Origin of the sequence: Bartonella mastomydis, assembly GCF_900185775.1 — a bacterium.
Lineage (GTDB): Bacteria > Pseudomonadota > Alphaproteobacteria > Rhizobiales > Rhizobiaceae > Bartonella > Bartonella elizabethae.
Genome location: NZ_LT883138.1, coordinates 1,006,084 through 1,023,784, shown reverse-complemented (window position 1 = coordinate 1,023,784; position 17,701 = coordinate 1,006,084). Strand labels below are relative to the sequence as shown.

12 protein-coding genes are annotated in these 17,701 nt (G+C 35.0%); 3 read left to right on the top strand and 9 right to left on the bottom strand.

All coding sequences use genetic code 11. The features are described from left to right. Window positions 1–3 precede the first annotated feature (3 nt). The gene (locus FJG96_RS07695) at window positions 4–1,212 is read right to left on the bottom strand and encodes an MFS transporter (protein ID WP_139413432.1); all 1,209 of its coding nucleotides are present in this window, start codon (window positions 1,210–1,212) and stop codon (window positions 4–6) included. Between the two features lie 231 nt (window positions 1,213–1,443). Next, window positions 1,444–2,370: a D-2-hydroxyacid dehydrogenase family protein gene (locus tag FJG96_RS07690; protein WP_139413431.1), complete on the bottom strand. Its 927-nt coding sequence runs from the start codon at window positions 2,368–2,370 to the stop codon at window positions 1,444–1,446. Between the two features lie 1,030 nt (window positions 2,371–3,400). Between FJG96_RS07690 and FJG96_RS07685 the strand changes: the two genes are divergently transcribed. The 3 genes from FJG96_RS07685 to ilvC all read left to right on the top strand — a co-directional run bounded on the left by FJG96_RS07685 (window position 3,401) and on the right by ilvC (window position 7,511). After that, the gene (locus FJG96_RS07685; RefSeq protein ID WP_139413430.1) at window positions 3,401–4,522 is read left to right on the top strand and encodes an ATP-dependent DNA helicase; all 1,122 of its coding nucleotides are present in this window, start codon (window positions 3,401–3,403) and stop codon (window positions 4,520–4,522) included. 86 nt (window positions 4,523–4,608) lie between these two features. Beyond that, a complete protein-coding gene (locus FJG96_RS07680) occupies window positions 4,609–5,343 on the top strand; it encodes a pyridoxine 5'-phosphate synthase (protein WP_139413429.1) in 735 nt (244 codons plus the stop codon). 1,148 nt (window positions 5,344–6,491) lie between these two features. After that, window positions 6,492–7,511, top strand: a complete 1,020-nt coding sequence (ilvC, locus tag FJG96_RS07675; RefSeq protein ID WP_139413428.1) for a ketol-acid reductoisomerase — start codon at window positions 6,492–6,494, stop codon at window positions 7,509–7,511. A gap of 127 nt (window positions 7,512–7,638) precedes the next feature. Here ilvC and FJG96_RS07670 read toward each other — a convergent pair whose 3' ends face one another. From FJG96_RS07670 to FJG96_RS07640, 7 genes are all read right to left on the bottom strand, one after another. Further along, window positions 7,639–9,030: an amino acid permease gene (locus tag FJG96_RS07670; RefSeq protein ID WP_139413427.1), complete on the bottom strand. Its 1,392-nt coding sequence runs from the start codon at window positions 9,028–9,030 to the stop codon at window positions 7,639–7,641. A 708-nt stretch (window positions 9,031–9,738) separates the two neighbouring features. Next, entirely contained in the window at window positions 9,739–11,139 is a 1,401-nt protein-coding gene (locus tag FJG96_RS07665; RefSeq protein WP_139413426.1) for an amino acid permease, read from the bottom strand. A gap of 770 nt (window positions 11,140–11,909) precedes the next feature. Continuing rightward, window positions 11,910–12,542, bottom strand: coding sequence for a LysE family translocator (locus FJG96_RS07660; RefSeq protein WP_139413425.1), 633 nt, complete (start codon window positions 12,540–12,542; stop codon window positions 11,910–11,912). After that, entirely contained in the window at window positions 12,539–13,147 is a 609-nt protein-coding gene (locus FJG96_RS07655; protein ID WP_139413424.1) for a fumarylacetoacetate hydrolase family protein, read from the bottom strand. The genes FJG96_RS07660 and FJG96_RS07655 overlap by 4 nt, the downstream gene beginning before the upstream one ends. Further along, window positions 13,140–14,129: an NAD(P)-dependent oxidoreductase gene (locus FJG96_RS07650; protein ID WP_180338252.1), complete on the bottom strand. Its 990-nt coding sequence runs from the start codon at window positions 14,127–14,129 to the stop codon at window positions 13,140–13,142. Before FJG96_RS07650 ends, FJG96_RS07655 begins: the two co-directional genes overlap by 8 nt. After that, window positions 14,126–14,845 (bottom strand): 2OG-Fe dioxygenase family protein, encoded by a 720-nt coding sequence (locus FJG96_RS07645; RefSeq protein ID WP_139413423.1) that lies wholly within the window; start codon window positions 14,843–14,845, stop codon window positions 14,126–14,128. The genes FJG96_RS07650 and FJG96_RS07645 overlap by 4 nt, the downstream gene beginning before the upstream one ends. A 948-nt stretch (window positions 14,846–15,793) precedes the next feature. Beyond that, window positions 15,794–17,362 carry a TerC family protein gene (locus FJG96_RS07640; protein WP_139413422.1) on the bottom strand — a complete coding sequence of 523 codons (1,569 nt, stop codon included), beginning with the start codon at window positions 17,360–17,362 and terminating at the stop codon, window positions 15,794–15,796. Window positions 17,363–17,701: the final 339 nt, after the last annotated feature.

Below are 17,701 nucleotides of genomic sequence, written 5' to 3'. Positions count from 1 at the left end.
TGCCTACTTTTTTATTAAGAAAAGTGAAAAAACAATCATTAAAATTAAAATCAGCCATGTTAGTAAATAAGTGTCTGTAAAATCTTGGATTAATCCAAATAATGGTGGGGCAGTAATAATTGCGATTTGGTTGACAGACATTGCTAAACCCAGAGAAAAGCCAATGCTTTCTTTTGGCGAGGAGTCTACAATATAAGCAACCCAAGGGCCATACCATCCCATTCCAAAAAAACCTAACCAAGCAGATAAAAGCGTTAAATAAATTATGGATCCATGAATGCTCAAAATTAATATTAATAATCCAAAAACGACTGCAATCATGCAAAACAAGACTGGAAAAAATCGTCCTTTTCTACAATGATCACTCCACGCTGCTAAGATAATTCTTCCTAAGGCACCAGAAGTTTGTGATACAAAAAACAAATAAGCACTTTTATCTAAAGACAGGTGATAGATTCTATGAAAATAAATCGTTATAAAAATGGTTAAAACATATTGAACTATCGTAAGTGAAACGCCTGAAAAAATAATATTCTTCATATGTGGCGCAGCCAACATTGCAAGACGAGACCTTACATTTGTATAGAATGAAACTCTTCCCCTTTTTTCTGGAACGATAGCGATAACTTTTGCTCGTGAGTGATAAAAAATAATAAATAGACATCCACCTAAAAAAGAAACGATGGCACCAACCAAAAACGCACCTTGTATACCATAGATACGTGCACTCGCAGGAAGAACTATTCCAGCCAAAGCTCCACCTAATGGTAGTCCTGCCTGTCTTATTCCCATTGCAAATCCGCGCTGGGATTGTGGAAACCATGAAGAAACAGATTTAGCACCACCGGGTTGAACAGAACTATAAAATCCCCCGACAATGAGCAAACAAAGCAAAAGGGAAATATAGTTATCTGCGATTGTTCCCAACAAAAGAGTGGCAGAAACACCGACCGCGCCAACGCCAACAATATAGCGCTCGTTAAACTTATCTAGTAATTCGCCAGCTACAAGTAATCCAATAATAGGGAGGAACTGCGCAGCTGAAGACAGCAAACCTATCTGAGAGTCACTGAGCGAAAAATCCTTCTTAAAAAATTCAGCTAAAGGACCAATCCCTTGAACAAAGAAGCAGGCTGATGTTTGGGCGATCGTGGCAACAAGTAATATAATCCATCGATAATAATTTTTTTCTATAAATTTATTATTGCCCACTATGCCCTCCCTCCAATTAAAGAGTAATCCAATAAAATTGCCTTTTTAAATAATGATTGCAACAATAAATTAGTATTTTATGCTGATTACATAAAAATCTATCAATACGATTGGTATTCATATGAAAGCTAAGAAATACGCTTAATTCAAGGAAATAACCTATGATGTGTCGTGCAAATTTGATATGCTAGCGATAAAGAATAAATTTTATAAACATTGACTCAACCGGCATTAAGCGCTCTTCATAAAAGACGCTATATTTTGACAAGCTTTTTCAATATAATTCTCAAAACTTTCTTTAGTCACATAGCCCAGATGCGGTGTGCACAGAACTCTGTCTGATTGCAATAATTTGCTCTCATATACTGGCTCGCTGTCATAAACATCCAGTGCAAAGTAAGTTGAATTTTCCAAAGTTAGTATTTTTTCTATTGCCCCTTTTTCAACCAAAGCTGAACGCGCTGTGTTGACAAAAATAGCATGAGGCTTCATACTCAATAGATCATTTAGTTTAATGATTTCTCTGGTTTTATCGCTTAAACGCAAATGTAGAGATATAATGTCAGGACGTGTAAAAAACTCATCTTTTGAATGCGTAAAATGATAACCTAAATTTTTTGCTTCTTGCGTTGAACGCTCGCTCCCATAAACCAAAATGGACATGCCAAAAGCTTGAGCATATTGAGCAACCATTTTGCCGATACGCCCAAACCCGAATATTCCAAGAGTAGCCCCTTTCATTTGGTTGCCAAATGTTGTTTGCCATTGTCCTTTTTTCATATCAGACACAGATTGATAGAGTTTTCTACGCGCAGACATCATTAAGAGCCATGCAAATTCAGCAGCAGAAGTTGGATCTCCACCACCGTCTAATATTTCAATTCCGAACTCTCTACAAGCTTCTATATCAATATGTGAACCTATAGGACCTGTTTGGCAGATTAATTTTAAATTTGGCAGTTTTAGGAGAAGATTTCTATCAACAATAGTCCGCTCTCTGATTAAGATAAGAATGTCTATTTCTCTGAGCTTATCTTCTAAATTACATTCTTTAGCTAAATTGTTTATAACCAGCACTTCATGCGATTTCATTAATTTTGTAATAGGCTGTAATGTTAGAGTGGCTTTTTGATAATCGTCTGGAATCAATATTTTCAATTTAAACCTCTCGTTTCATTAATATTTGAGCTTATTATTTCATTTCTAAAACAATTAAAAAGCAATATCACCGCTGATATTTTGACATAACAACAAGCCTTATTAACAAATTGTCTTTCTTGATTTCATTATTATTTCTAGCAATAAGAATAGCATTAATCAGTTAGTTTTTATAAACTTTAAAACATTGTGACAAAAAAGTTTGACTGAGTAGATGGAGAATTGCACTTTTCTCATATTTTAGAGGACGAATCTGAAGTGCTAGGCTGGACTGAAACCATGTCCCAGTTGTCTTATAATAGACTACCAAGAAGGCCATCTTTACGAACCAGATTTTATTGTCGAAACAGGAAAAGCTACATATATTTGTGCGAGATAAAGCGTGCTTCATATAAGCGTGATGTCTCTCTTTATTCATTGAGATATAACTTATTTGTAGCATGAAGAGTAAAATTTATTAAAATCATGATAAGAGGGAGATAGGAACTTTATAGGTATATCTTCATGGGATTAAGGAGTTTTGTTGAGAGCTCTTTCTATTTCTGCCAAAAGGTTTTTGATATATTTAATTATTATTTCGTAATAATGGATGTACTTTATTTTATGTGCCAGAAAGCTGATTGATTGTGTAAAATAGTATTCATAAAATTACATACTTCTTATCCTGTTACGGACATTTTTTCTCGCGAGGGTGTTGCACTTGCAATGCTCTTTTTCTCATTCTAAACTTTGGTTCGAAAAAGCGTACAATAGGTGTTATTTTAAATTTAAGATATGCATATTCCATTGTTGGTGTTACTGTTGTAAAAAATGATATTTTATTGGATAAGTATAAGGTGTTACATCGAGGATCGATGTATAGGTAGGATTTAGATTGTTACCAGATCTTGAAAAAGCAATGGGTAAATAATTGATAATTGTGCTACGAAAGTTATTCAATAGCCTGTGTATGAGAAATTCTTAATGACAGTTTTTTGGGTCATGTTTTTTAATGCTTGCTCTTTTTATGCGAATCTTATTTTGATAAATCATGCAATTTTCGTCGGAACAGAATAATGCATTGAAGGCTGTTGCCGCGTGGTTGAGGGAAGGGCATTCTCCTCTTTTTCGCCTTTTTGGCTATGCGGGAACGGGTAAGACGACACTCGCACGCTATTTTGCAGAGACAGTTGATGGTTCTGTCCAGTTTGCTGCTTTTACGGGCAAGGCAGCGCAGGTTTTGCGTTCTAAAGGTGCAAGCAATGCTTGTACAATTCATTCATTGATTTATTGTCCACGTGGAGAAGAGGAAGTTTCCGATGAAATTACGGGAAAAAAGTCTATTGCTCCAACATTTACATTAAATCGAAGAAGTGCTGCTGCACAAGCTAAACTCATTATTGTTGATGAATGCTCGATGGTCGATGAACAATTGGCGCGTGATTTAATGAGTTTTCGGACGCCAATTCTTGTTCTTGGTGATCCAGGTCAATTGCCTCCTATTTCAGGTGGAGGCTTTTTTTCCAATGGGGAACCAGATTTTCTTCTCTCAGAAATTCATCGGCAAGCGAGAGATAATCCGATTATCCGGCTTGCTATGGATGTGCGTGAAGGACGCGATATTGCTTATGGTGACTATGGAGAAGCGCGCGTTGTGACACGTAAAGAGGTTAATCAACAATTGGTTTTGGATGCGGATCAGGTCTTGGTCGGAATTAATCGTACACGTCACCTTTATAATCAGCGTTTGCGTATGTTAAAGGGATTTACAGCAGATTATCCGCAAGCGGGAGATAAGCTTGTGTGTTTGCGAAATGATCCTCCTAAAGGTTTATTAAATGGCTCTTTATGGAAGGTGATGACTTCACAGAAAGAGACGGTTAAACCAAGTATTAATCTTCTGGTAAAACCAGAAGAGAGTGAGCGTGGGGTAACAAAAATTAAACTTTTAAAAGCAGCTTTTGAAAATCCTGATCAGGAAATTTCGTGGGCATTAAAAAAGCGATATGATGATTTTGATTATGGGTATGCTTTGACGGTTCATAAAGCGCAAGGTTCTCAATGGAACAATGTCGTTTTGTTTGATGAAAGTTTTGCCTTTCGTGATATGTATGCACGCTGGCTTTATACGGGAATTACCCGCGCAGCAGAGCGTTTAACGATTGTCCGATAGAAAAAATATGTATATCATCTGAGTTTTAGATGGAAAATGCCTTTTTTCTATCTTGTGATACACTGTAAAAAAATGGAAATATGGGCATGGCGGTAAAACTTTCCGTTAATCTTAATGCTGTTGCTGTTTTGCGCAACCGACGTAATCTTCCGTGGCCAAGTATCAAGAATATTGGGCATATAGCGCTTGCCGCTGGAGCGGCAGGGGTGACGGTTCATCCGCGCCCTGATGAAAGGCATATTCGTTTTGCGGATTTGCCAGATATATATGGTTTAATAAAAAACACTTTTCCTACGGCTGAGTTTAATATTGAAGGTTATCCAAGTGATCAGTTTTTGGGTATTGCTGAAAACTATGCTGACCAGATCACTCTTGTCCCTGATGATCCAGATCAATCAACATCTGATCATGGGTGGAATTTTGCTCAGAGTGCAGAATTTTTAGCCCCTATTATTCAGAATTTAAAAAAAAGAAAGATTCGTGTATCATTGTTTGCTAATCCTTCTATCGATGGTCTTGATATTGCTAAAGCACTAGGGGCTGATCGTGTAGAATTTTACACGGGACCTTACGGTGGTGCATTTCAGGACAAAATAAAACAAAATCAAGAGCTCGATAAACTTGTTCTAGCGGCAAAAAGAGCGAAAGAGTTGCAGTTAGGTATGAATGCAGGGCATGATCTGACGATTATGAATCTTTCTGCTCTAGTCAAAAATATTCCTTGGCTTGATGAAGTTTCTATTGGCCATGGGCTTATTGCTGATGCGTTGGAGTATGGAATGCATGAGACTATTCAGCGTTTTCTCCGGTTATTATCGTAATCCTTTTCTCTCTATAAAATTGGAAAAGAAACTTTTATAAAGTCCAGTTTATCTTAAAAAAATAATTTTATATCTGTTTAAATAAATAGCACTGTTAACACGTGTTATAAATATTCTATTATTTCTCTGTTTATTGATCGTTTTTTGTTTTTTTGAGTGCTTGAGACACTTTTTATTTAGATCGTCATTATGAGTGACCTTCTTACTATACTTTCTTCAAAGGGATAAGATATAGGGGGATGAAAAATAGAATTTTGAAAGTATTTTTCATTATGAGGAAATTTCTAGGACTTTTAATGAATGAGTATACAGAATTTTCTTGGGCTCATTTCATGGTTTTTCTTGTGAAATGCGAGGATTTCAATGATTTCATCAGGAATGGATTTAAAATCAGAAAATACTTTTTATAAATGAGATCCATGCAATACGCGTTGCTGTATATTGGGAGCAAAAAATAGAGTGATGATATCAACTTATCGCTTTATGAAGGAAAGAGGGGGCACCATAAATCTTAGACTTTTACAAATCTTAGGCTAGGGCTTCTTGAAAAGAGCTCGAGCACAGTGAGATATTTAAAAAAAAGTGCATGGGTGAATAACACAAGAGTGTTCTATTTGGGACATTTTGTTTTGTGAGACAGGCGTGGCTATTAGAGAATGTAAAAAGTAAAAGTTGTAAGGGAATGCATATTCTCTGTTATTTCAGAGATATTACTGTCTATATGCTTTTGAAGGTTGTATTAAACAATCTTTGTTATTTTGTAATTTTTCTTGCTATCCATATTAATTTGGTTCATGCTAGAAGTTATATGTTGTATCTTAATTTTAGGCTATAACGTTTTGTTGCGCGATAGAAGAATAGAATCTTAGCAAATATATTTTCTTTGGAAATCTTGTTTTGTGTAAGTATCGCCTTTGTAGGACAGCAGTTGAAGTTTATTTGGGGATTCATATATGTTTTGGGAATGTTTGGGGGCTACAGTTTTTCTATGCAATATGTAAACTTTAAAAAATTATTCAATTGCTGTGTTTTTATAAGCAGCGTTTTTTATCTTTATGAGTGTGTGATGCACTGAAGATAATAGTGTTTCTTATTTAATAAAAATAATCTGAAATCCAGTTTAAATAGAGAAGGAAGGAAGTGTTTTTATGCGTGTTTATTATGATCGTGATGCGGATGTTAATCTCATTAAAGGAAAAAAAGTGGCCATTATTGGTTATGGTTCTCAAGGGCGTGCACACGCTTTGAATTTGAAAGATTCCGGTGTACAAAATGTGCAGATAGCTTTGCGTTCAGGGTCGCAAACAGTTAAAAAGGCTAAGGCCGATGGGTTTGAAGTGGTGAGTGTTGCTGAGGCAGCAAAATGGGCAGATCTTATCATGATGGCAACACCAGATGAGTTGCAAGCTGATATTTATAAAGAGCATATTCATGACCATTTACGTGATGGGGCGGCGATTGCTTTTGCTCATGGTTTGAGCATTCATTTTGGCTTGATTGAACCTAAAAAAACCGTTGATATTGTGATGATTGCTCCTAAAGGTCCAGGGCATACAGTTCGTCATGAATACCAACGGGGTTGTGGTGTTCCTTGCTTAATAGCGGTGGCGCAAGATGCTTCAGGGCATGCTCATAGTGTAGCATTATCTTATGCATGTGGACTTGGTGGTGGACGTGCTGGGGTGATTGAAACAACATTTAAAGAAGAGTGTGAAACGGATCTTTTTGGTGAACAAGCAGTTCTGTGTGGTGGTCTTGTTGAACTGATTCGAGCAGGGTATGAAACACTCACACAAGCAGGTTATGCACCAGAAATGGCTTATTTTGAATGTTTACATGAGGTTAAACTGATTGTTGATCTCATGTATGAAGGGGGCATTGCAAATATGAATTATTCGATTTCTAATACAGCAGAGTGGGGTGAATATATGTCTGGTCCACGTGTGATTACGGATGAAACCAGAGCAGAAATGAAGCGTATATTGAAAGATATTCAAACAGGTAAATTTACATCGAATTGGATTCAAGAATATAAGGCAGGTGCGGCTCATTTTAAAACTATGCGGCGTTTAAATGATAATCATCCTATTGAAGAAGTTGGTAAAAAACTTCGTTCTATGATGCCTTGGATAAAATCTAACGCTTTGGTTGATAAAGAACGTAATTGAAGTCTCTCCAGAGATCTTTTATCAGCTTTATAATTTTATAGACAAATATCAAAAAAGGGTAACTTGAGTTACCCTTTTTATATGTTTTCTTGCAACACAAGCTTTATTGTTTAAAGGGCTTTATTTTTTAAGTTTTCGCATAATTCTTTCTTCCAAAAAGAAAATATACAATGCCTAAAAATATAAACCATGCTGGAGTATATTTTAAAGCTATGGCAGTATCTGCTTCTAATGACAATAAATAAATAATGAATGCAAAGAAAACGAGAAGGATCCAACACATAATAACACCTCCTGGCATTTTATAGGGAGAGACAGCATGCTGGAGAGGACGGTTGCGACGATAGACGATATAGCTGATCAAAATGATAGACCATACAAATATAAACAACGTTGCGGCAATTGTCGTAACAATTGTAAAAGCAGCTATGAGAGTTTGAGATAACGTTACAACCGTATAACCTAATAAGATGCATAAACATGAAAAGAATAATGCGTTGGCTGGAACGTGATTACGAGAAAGTTTTCCTAAAAATTTAGGTGCTCCTTTTTGTGTTGCGAGCCCATATACCATACGGCTGGTAGAAAAAATTCCACTATTTGCGGAAGAAGCTGCTGCTGTGAGGACAACAAAGTTCATCAAACCAGCAGCAGTTGGGATACCAATAAGGGCATACATTGTTACAAAAGGGCTTTTATCTGGACTGATTTGATTCCAAGGCGTCACAGACATAATCACAAGAAGAGAGAAAATATAAAAGAATACAATGCGGATTGGTATTGAATTGACAGCTTGTGGTAGGGCTGTTTGAGGCTCTTTTACTTCAGCAGCCGCTGTTCCTGCCAGCTCAATGCCAACAAAAGCAAAAATAACAATTTGAAATCCAGCAAAAAAGCCTGTAATCCCTCGCGGGAAAAGGTTTCCCCCATTCCATATATTGCTAAGGGAAGCAACTGTACCGTTTGGAGAAATAAAACCGGTGAAGATCATATAAAATCCCACAACAATTAAAACTAAAATTGCTATGATTTTGATAAAACCAAACCAAAACTCAAGTTCGCCAAAGAGTTTTACGGCGACGAGGTTAAGGATTAAAAAGGACATAAGACCAATGATAACAGGAATCCATGGATTGAGTTCAGGCCACCAAAAGTGTGCATAACTGACAATAGCAATAATTTCAGCAGTTCCAGTGACAATCCAACACAACCAATATGTCCAGCCGATGAAGAATCCAGCACATGGCCCTAGAAGATCGGTCGAGAAGTCAATAAAAGATCGATATTGCGTATTAGAAAGCAATAATTCTCCCATAGCACGCATGACAAAGTATAGAGCACAACCAATAATCGCATAAACGAGGAGGATTGAGGGACCTGCTACACTGATTGTTTTTCCTGATCCCATAAAAAGACCTGTTCCAATCGCTCCACCAAGGGCTATAAGTTGTATGTGGCGGTTATGGAGTCCACGTTGCAATTTCTTCTTAGTTTTTTTTTCTAAATTTTGCTTGTTCATTTTTGGGAAGTTCCCTTTAGTTATTTTGAAATAAAAATTATCCTAAAAAAGGTAATACCTTCTATCGGAACACGATATGGTTGATGAGTAAAGGAATTTTTTTCTATGATTTTATATAAATAAAGAAAAAATTTTACCATTTAATGAAATAATTATTTTTTATAAAATTATTGTCATATAAATCTTAGTATAAAATTTTAATTTTTTATTGTTTATACATGGTAATATTAAAAATATAGTATTATTTATTTTGATAAAATAATTTTTTATATAAATATACTTAAAATAATAATTATAATTTATTTAAAAATAAAAAATATTTTTATAGTTTTTTTGGGGGGAAGTACAATCTAAATATTTTTAGTCACCAAGGTAGGTGAAGTTTTATAGAAAATTCTTTGCAGAATAGCTCGTATCTTATCCTATTATGCCGTACAACAACCCTTGTTGAGAGCAGTGATAAAGCATAGAAAATTTTATACATTTTAGGTATTTTAAGAATGTGTGGTCAGTATTCAGGGGAGGCTTTGCTAGAGCCTTATGTAGGCTAGAACCATATGAGTGGTTAGCAGCACACTTCCTTTAACAGGTCAGATTATTTACAAATTTGTGCTGAGAGAAATTCTCTTTTTTTGAGGTGTTGGGAGACAGGTTAAGTAGAAAAAGGGTAACCCTTAGTTACCCTTTTTTGAAATGTTTTGTATAATCTTATTTATTTTTTGGAGCAATTTTTTTTCTTATAAACATAAAGTACATGATGCCTAAGAAAATAAACCAAAAGATACTGTATTTTAAAGCTGTTAGGGTGTCATGTTCTAATGTCAACAAATAAAGCATAAAAGCAAAGAAAACTAACACAACCCCGCACATAATGGGACCTCCCGGCATTTTGTAGACGGATTCAGCATGTAAATGAGGGTGATTGCGACGATACACAATATAGCTAATTAAAATAACGGACCATACGAATAAAAATGCAATCGCTGAAATGCAGGTCACAATTGTAAAAGCACTTATGATGCTTGGAGATGATGATGCAATTGTATATCCTACTAAAATACATAAACAAGAAAAGAAAAGAGCATTGGCTGGAACACGGTATTTAGAAAGTTTGCCCAAAATTGGAGGGGCACCTTTTTGTGTTGCAAGCCCGTATATCATGCGGCTAGTCGAAAAAATACCACTATTGGCTGAAGAAGCTGCTGAGGTGAGAACAACAAAATTGACCAAACCCGCAGCTATTGGAATGCCTGCAAGCCAAAACATGGAGACAAAGGGGCTTTTTTCTGGAACAATTTGATTCCAAGGTGTAACGGACATAATTACAGCAAGAGAAAGGATGTAAAAAAGGACAATACGCACCGGTATTGCATTAATTGCTTTAGGGAGAACTTTTTTAGGTTCTTTGACTTCAGCTGCCGTTGTTCCAGCAATTTCTATACCAACAAAAGAAAAAATGGCAATTTGAAATCCAGCAAAAAAACCTGTAATTCCTCGGGGGAATATGTCTCCACCATTCCATACGTGACTGAGAGAAGCAACCGTACCATTTGGAGAGGTAAAGCCTGTAGCGATCATATAAAATCCAACAATAACTAATGCTAAAATTGCTACAACTTTGATAAGACCAAACCAGAATTCAAGTTCACCGAAAAACTTTACGGCAAGGAGGTTAAGGATTAAAAAGAAACCAATGCAAGCAAAAACAACAATCCACGGATTAAGTGTTGGCCACCAGAAATGCATATAGTTAATGATAGCAATAATATCTGCTGCTCCAGTCACAACCCAGCTTAACCAATAGTTCCAGCCAACAAAAAAAGCGATTCCCGGCCCTAGCATATCGGTTGAAAAATCAACAAGAGATCGATATTGTGAATTAGAAAGCAATAATTCTCCCATTGCACGCATGACAAAGTATAGGGCACATCCAATAATAGCATAAACGAGTATGATAGAAGGGCCTGCTACACTAATTGTTTTTCCTGATCCCATGAAGAGTCCTGTTCCAATAGCTCCTCCCAGCGCTATAAGTTGTACGTGACGATTATCGAGGCCACGTTGTAGTTTCTTTTGAGGATCATCTTTTAAATTTTGTTTATGGTTCATTTTTTGGGGGTTCCCTTTGAATTATTTTGAAATTAAATGACACTAAAAAGGTATATTTCGTATCGAAGCATGATATAAATGAGGTGTAAAGGAAAAAAACATTTTTTATGATTTTGTGTGGATAAAGAAAAGAATATGATTTTGAAAAAGAGAATGTTTTTCTCTTAAACAACATAACAGATATTTGAAGAAGGAGCTTATTATTGTTATTAATAACAAATAAATATGGTTCATAAAAAGGATTCGATAGAGTACTCCTTTAAAATTATCTCTGAGAATTGTTAGACTTTTTTATGACTTTATAATAAATTATCATTTATCATCAGTATATTGTTATTCATAAGAGAGCATTTTAATTTTTTCTCAAGGAGCGTTAGAGAATTGTCATTTTAGTTTAGGGAAAAGTCTTTAATGATCGAAAGTTTAAGTGCTTTCTAAAATCACTTTTTTTATTTTTATGATGCTATCATAAGTGAGAAGGAGTTATCCTTTTCACAAAGAAAAAGAGGAATGCTATACTTTTCTCTTTTAAAGTTGTGAATAATAATTTCCCTTATCTATTGATAATATTTTATAAAATTTTGCGTAAGATTTTTACTTGTTTATACAAAAATTCTTTAGACGATGATAAAGAAATGCGGTTTCATTCAGTTATACAGAGAACATGAGAAGCAACTAGTGGTTGATCAGCTCTGTTAGAGGTTCAAATATTCATAACGATAGATAGAATCACGGAATTAGCTTTGCGATCTCTTATCAAAGAGGAAGTATTATCCAAAGAAAATGAAAAAAGAAAATAGAGACAAAACTGTTCCTGTCGCTATATTAATGCATCCTTTTATTTTTTTCTTTTTTAAAGTGGTGCGAGCAAATGATATAAAAATGGTCATTAAAGTAAACCATGCAAAGATATTAAAGGAATGTATCGTTACAAGTTCAAAACCTTTTTTATGACCGCCGCCAGACGCCAAAAATTTAGGAAAGGCCGCTATATAGAACATAGATACTTTAGGATTGAGTATTTGTGTCATAAAACCATCTACGTAGCTGGTTAAAAACTTCACTTTAGCTTCAGTATTCTTTTCATTTTTTTGTATTATTTCTTTTGAGTTTAAGGTGTTAATTCCAGATTTAATCGATTTAATGCCCATATATAATAAATAGCAGCTCCCCATGAGCTTTACCAAAAAAAAGAGCGTTTTGTTATTGAGAACAATTGCTGATACACCTAGTATGGAAAATGCACCATGTGCATATGTTGCTGTACACAATCCTAAAACATTAGCAAATGCATTCTTTTTCCCCAGTCTCGCTGCATTATCAATGATAAGGGCCATATTCGGCCCTGGTGAGATGACTAAAAAAAATGAAACGATGAAAAAGGTCAGTATTTGATGATTCATTTTACTTTTAGCTCTGAAATTAATTGATCTTCGAGATATAGTTCTATTTCATCAAATGAGGAAAGTTTTCCTACGCCTTGTGGAGTGCCTGTATATATGATATCACCATCTCTTAGCTGAATGTAGTGACTTAAAAATGATATTATTTTTTCAAAGCTAAAGATCATATTTTTCGTATTGTCAACTTGCCTCGTTTCACCATTCAACTTCATTGTAAAGGCTATTGGGGCATTCATTTTTTCTTTTTTTATGAAGTCAGAGACGTATGCAGCTCCTTTAAAGCCTTTAGATAAAAGCCAAGGAAGCTTTTTTTCTTTTAGTTTCGTTTGCAAATCTCTAGCGGTTAGATCAAGACCTATTGCTACAGCATCATAACATTCTTCAGCTTCTCTCTCATTGACCATAAAGGTATCCTTTGAGATTCTGAGCACAATTTCAGTTTCAAAATGTATTTCTTCAGAAAAGCTAGGAAGATCAATTTGATTTCCTAAGATGAGTGAACTATTCGGTTTGCTAAAGATAACAGGTTCATCTTGAACAACATTCCCTAGTTCATGGGCATGTTCCACATAATTGCGTCCAACGCAGTAAATATTATTAATCATAGGAAACTACCAAGTTTTTCATTTTCTTTTTGTATAGGCAAGATATAACAGTTGAAACAATATCTTTTCTCATATCGATGTGTGAACTTTCTGAAAAATACGCGTTGTGTGGGTTAATAACTAACCGCGACGACAGCCACTTCGCATTGTTTCTCCAAGCTTTAATAAGAGGATGGTTATTTGGTGGCTCCATAGGAAGAACGTCAAGGAATACATGAAACTCAGGATTTTTTCTTAAATGTTTTTCTAAGCAATCAAAATCGCTGAGGATTTTCCCTCTTGCGGTATTCACTAAGATAGCGTTTTTTTTCATCCTGTTGAGAAATTCTGAATTAATCATTCCTATTGTTTTGTGTGTAAGAGGACAGTGTAGGGATACCACATCAGACTTTCCTAGAAGGGTATTCATATCTTCTAAAAGTTTGAAGTTAAGCGATTTAGCGAGCCCATCGTCAATATATGGATCATAGACCAAAATTTCAAACCCAAAAGGCCTTAGGCGTTCTAGCGTTGCTTTTCCTATTTTACCCAAGCCAATCAATCCAATAGTTTTATGTTTTGGACGGAATGTTTTAAGATTGTTTTCTTGCCATGTTTTATCATATTTTTTTGCTAAATCATTATGTCTGGACACTTGCCTGCATCCTTCCAAAATCATTGTTAATGCAGTGTCAGCTACTTCATCTATACAATAAGAAGGGTTGTTAGCAAATTCAACGCCGTGTTTTCTGAGCTTTTCGTAATCTACTTGGTCATAACCAATACCAAATCGTACTGCTATTTTACATTTACGCAACTTCTTGGCTGTTTTCTCTGTTATTTTTGCATGCCAGATCAATAAGGCATCAATTTCTTCCAAAATTTCATCAGGAAAGTCGTCTTCATTTAAAGAGTTGAAAAAATAAAATTGAGCGCCCAAATCAGCCAGGGGTTTTTCAAATTCACTGATTTCAGTTATTCTATCGGTTATAGCGATTTTCATTGTCGTTTTTCTCTATAATCGATAACCATCAAATCTCTAAAGCCGTCTTCATCATTTATTGATGAAATTACAGATGCTGAATGGTACATTTCCATATCATCGAGCAGTATACTCTCTAAGTTTCCTTTCAAAACAATCTCTTTTATTTTGTTTCTATTTTCATCATAGATATAGGATGTACCACCTTCAATATTATATCTACCGATCATGTGCATACTTATAAATGTATGACCATCTTTATGAATACCCTCTGGTGTAGGATTTCCTTGCATTCCTTTTTTTGATTCAATACGAAATTGGTGTACAAAAACATCCCATACATTGCTTTCTTTCTTTTTATACATTAAAAAAGCGTTCAGCGTATTTTCAATGATTTTCCGTAATACAATATTAGATGATATTACGTCTGACATTTTAGGCAGTTTTCTTTCAATCCCACCTGCATAACGATTGATTTCAGAGCTCTGAAAAAAAGTATTATCATCTACAAAGTCTATTGTTTTATTCACTATATCTACGATAAATTTGCCGAAGCATCTTCTCCTGTAGGTATCATCTTTTTTCATGTAAGGATCGATTGGCAAATAGTCCCAGCTCTTTTTTAGTAAGGCTAAATCAGTTATCTCATTTGCTTTGATATTGATTTTTTCAGAAGGTATATGGGAAAATTTATTTTGTTTTAGTTCCTCAATGACCTTATCTATATTTACAAACATATATCCCCCCTTTTTTCTATATTAATGAATTTTTTATATCATGGTTTTATTATTAGGTATTTAAATAGTAAAATATTTGTAATTTTTTAGCAACAGTTTTTATAAGGCTTAAATGATTTAAGATGTTAGCGCGATTTACGGCTATGGAGGGGAAGATTCATGATAACTTATACTTTAGCGATGTCGCGCAATACATTGTAATAAAACATATTGTATACTAAAGATATCGCAGAGACATTAAAAAATTTAACACCAGAACCTTATCGTGATTGAAGTGGAGGACACTTTTGCGTGTTATCATTTTATTGATCGTATTATAGACATTCGTTATGATATATTAAATTATGGAGCGGAGAAGAAAGGTTTCGGTTACAGGTTAAATATAACTACTGCTGCTTATTGTTTTGCTTGAGAATATTCTGGTGATAAAGATTCATAGAATAATTATGAAGATACGCTGTTGAGCTATCTTTTGATTGAATCGGAAAATAAGATAAGAAATAGCTCCTTAAGAAATATAAAAAAATCTCAAATTTTACAGAAAATAGAGTGTTGCTCAAAGCCGTCTTCATCAGTTAAGTGAACGCATCAGTGATGGTAATTTAATGTTTAAAAAGCTTTCTTGATATGAAGATGGCGGAGTATTTTAATAAAAAATGATAAATAATTTATTATGCCTCAATATGTTGTATAAAATTATCATTTTTGAGATTAATGACCATTTATAAATGTAATTATGCACCATTTTTCCTTTTAGTGCTCTTTGCAAATCATCAGTGAAAACTTTTTTGTACTGAAAATTTATTGATAACTTAATTTTTGTATATTCATTCTTTTCGCTTAAAAATATAAAATAAGGACAATACAATTAAGTTATCAATTTCTTATTCTTTTCACTTTCTCATCATGAAGAAAAATCTTTTTACTTAACCTTATGGATCAAAAAAATTAGCTTTTTTCTGGTAATACAAGTGGAGAAATAAGGATTTTAGATATGTTTCGCCGTTCCATTTCAACCACTTTAAAGCGTAAACCATCGGTTTCAAAACTTTCCCCTTCATTCGGCAAATGACCAAATTGCCAAAGCATAAAGCCTGCCAGAGTCGTATAACGGTCTGCCTCATCAACAAGATTTCGTCCAAGATAGCCACTTAAACGGCGAATATCAGCGTATCCCTCTACAAGAAGGCTGCCATTTTCAAGTTGTTCTGCGATCATGAGCTCTTCATCGTCATCAGGAAAATCTCCTGCAATAGCTTCAAGAATATCAGTTGGTGTTGCAATTCCTTCAAAAGAGCCATGCTCATCAACAATAATTGCAAGCTGAATCGAAGAATGACGTAATTGCTCCATCAATCGTAAAACACTTGTGTTTTCATGAACAACAAGCGGTTCTCGCATCGCTTTTTTCCAATTAATCTTTTTACCCTCAGCCAGATTCAAAAGAAGATCTTTTGTTAACGCGACGCCAACAAATTCATCCACTTTTTCACGCGCAAGAATTAAGCGGCTATGTTTAACTTTTTGTAATTCTTCACGCATTTCATTTTCATCAGCATTTAAATCTAACCACTCAATCTCATTGCGCGGCGACATGATAGAGCGAACAGGACGATCTGCTAAATCGAGAACACCACGAATCATCTCTTTTTCTTCAGGTCTAAATAACTCAGAAGCTGCGGCTTGTTCAGCAATGACATCTACAGTTTCAGCAAGATGACTATCTTTACTTCCTCCTCCTAAGAGCCTTAAAACAGCATCAGCTGTTCTACTGCGTAGATCATTCGTTGTAATCATCTTTTCACGGTTACGACGTCCAATTTGATTAAAAGCTTCGATGAGAACAGAAAAACCAATAGCGGCATATAAATATCCTTTGGGAATATGAAAACCAAATCCTTCAACGATGAGCGTGAAACCAATCATCATCAAAAATCCAAGACAAAGGATTACAATGGTGGGATGACGATTAATAAAACGCATAAGAGGGCCAGAGCCACACATCATGACTCCCATAGCGGCAATGACTGCGATATACATAACTGTTGCTTGTTCTTTTGCAATCATACCTGTTGCGGTAATAATACTATCGAGTGAAAAAACAGCATCTAGCACCACGACTTGAACAATTACTTGCCAAAAAACAGCATAAGCAACGCCTGTTTTCCTTTCATGTGATACTCCTTCTAACCTTTCATGCAATTCTAACGTTCCTTTTGCCAGCAAAAAGGCTCCTCCACCAATTAAAATAAAGCTATGCCAACTAAAGACAAAAGATGAAAGTGAAAGAATGACCATATCGAGTCTCATGACCCATCCAATAACTGTAAGAAGGAAAAGCCGCATGATTAATGCTAAAGTAAGACCTATCAAGCGTGCTCGGTCACGCAAATGTAGTGGCAATTTTTCAGCTAAAATTGCAATAAAGATAAGGTTATCTATTCCTAAAACAATTTCGAGGAAAACCAACGTGACCAAACCAAACCACGCATGGGGATCAGTGATCCATTCCATCATTTCTCACCTTTTAAAAGCTTAAAAGCGCGCGATTGACAAAAAAATCATGGGCTTTTATTCGTATATTGGATCATGAATTTTGAATGTAAAAAACTTACATTCAAAGGGAAAAACAGAAAAATATTTCCTAAACGCATATGATTATTGATAAAACAAAGCGACGCCCCATTCCGCTGATAACGACAAGAAGGTTCCTCTAAATTTTGCTCGGGCATTATGCTCGATAATCCTCCAGTTATAGATTCTGTATAACAATCAGAATATTTATGTATAGAGCTTCTTATAATGGGTTTATTTTTATGTAAGATCAAGTGGTCAATAGCATATTTTAACCCCTAC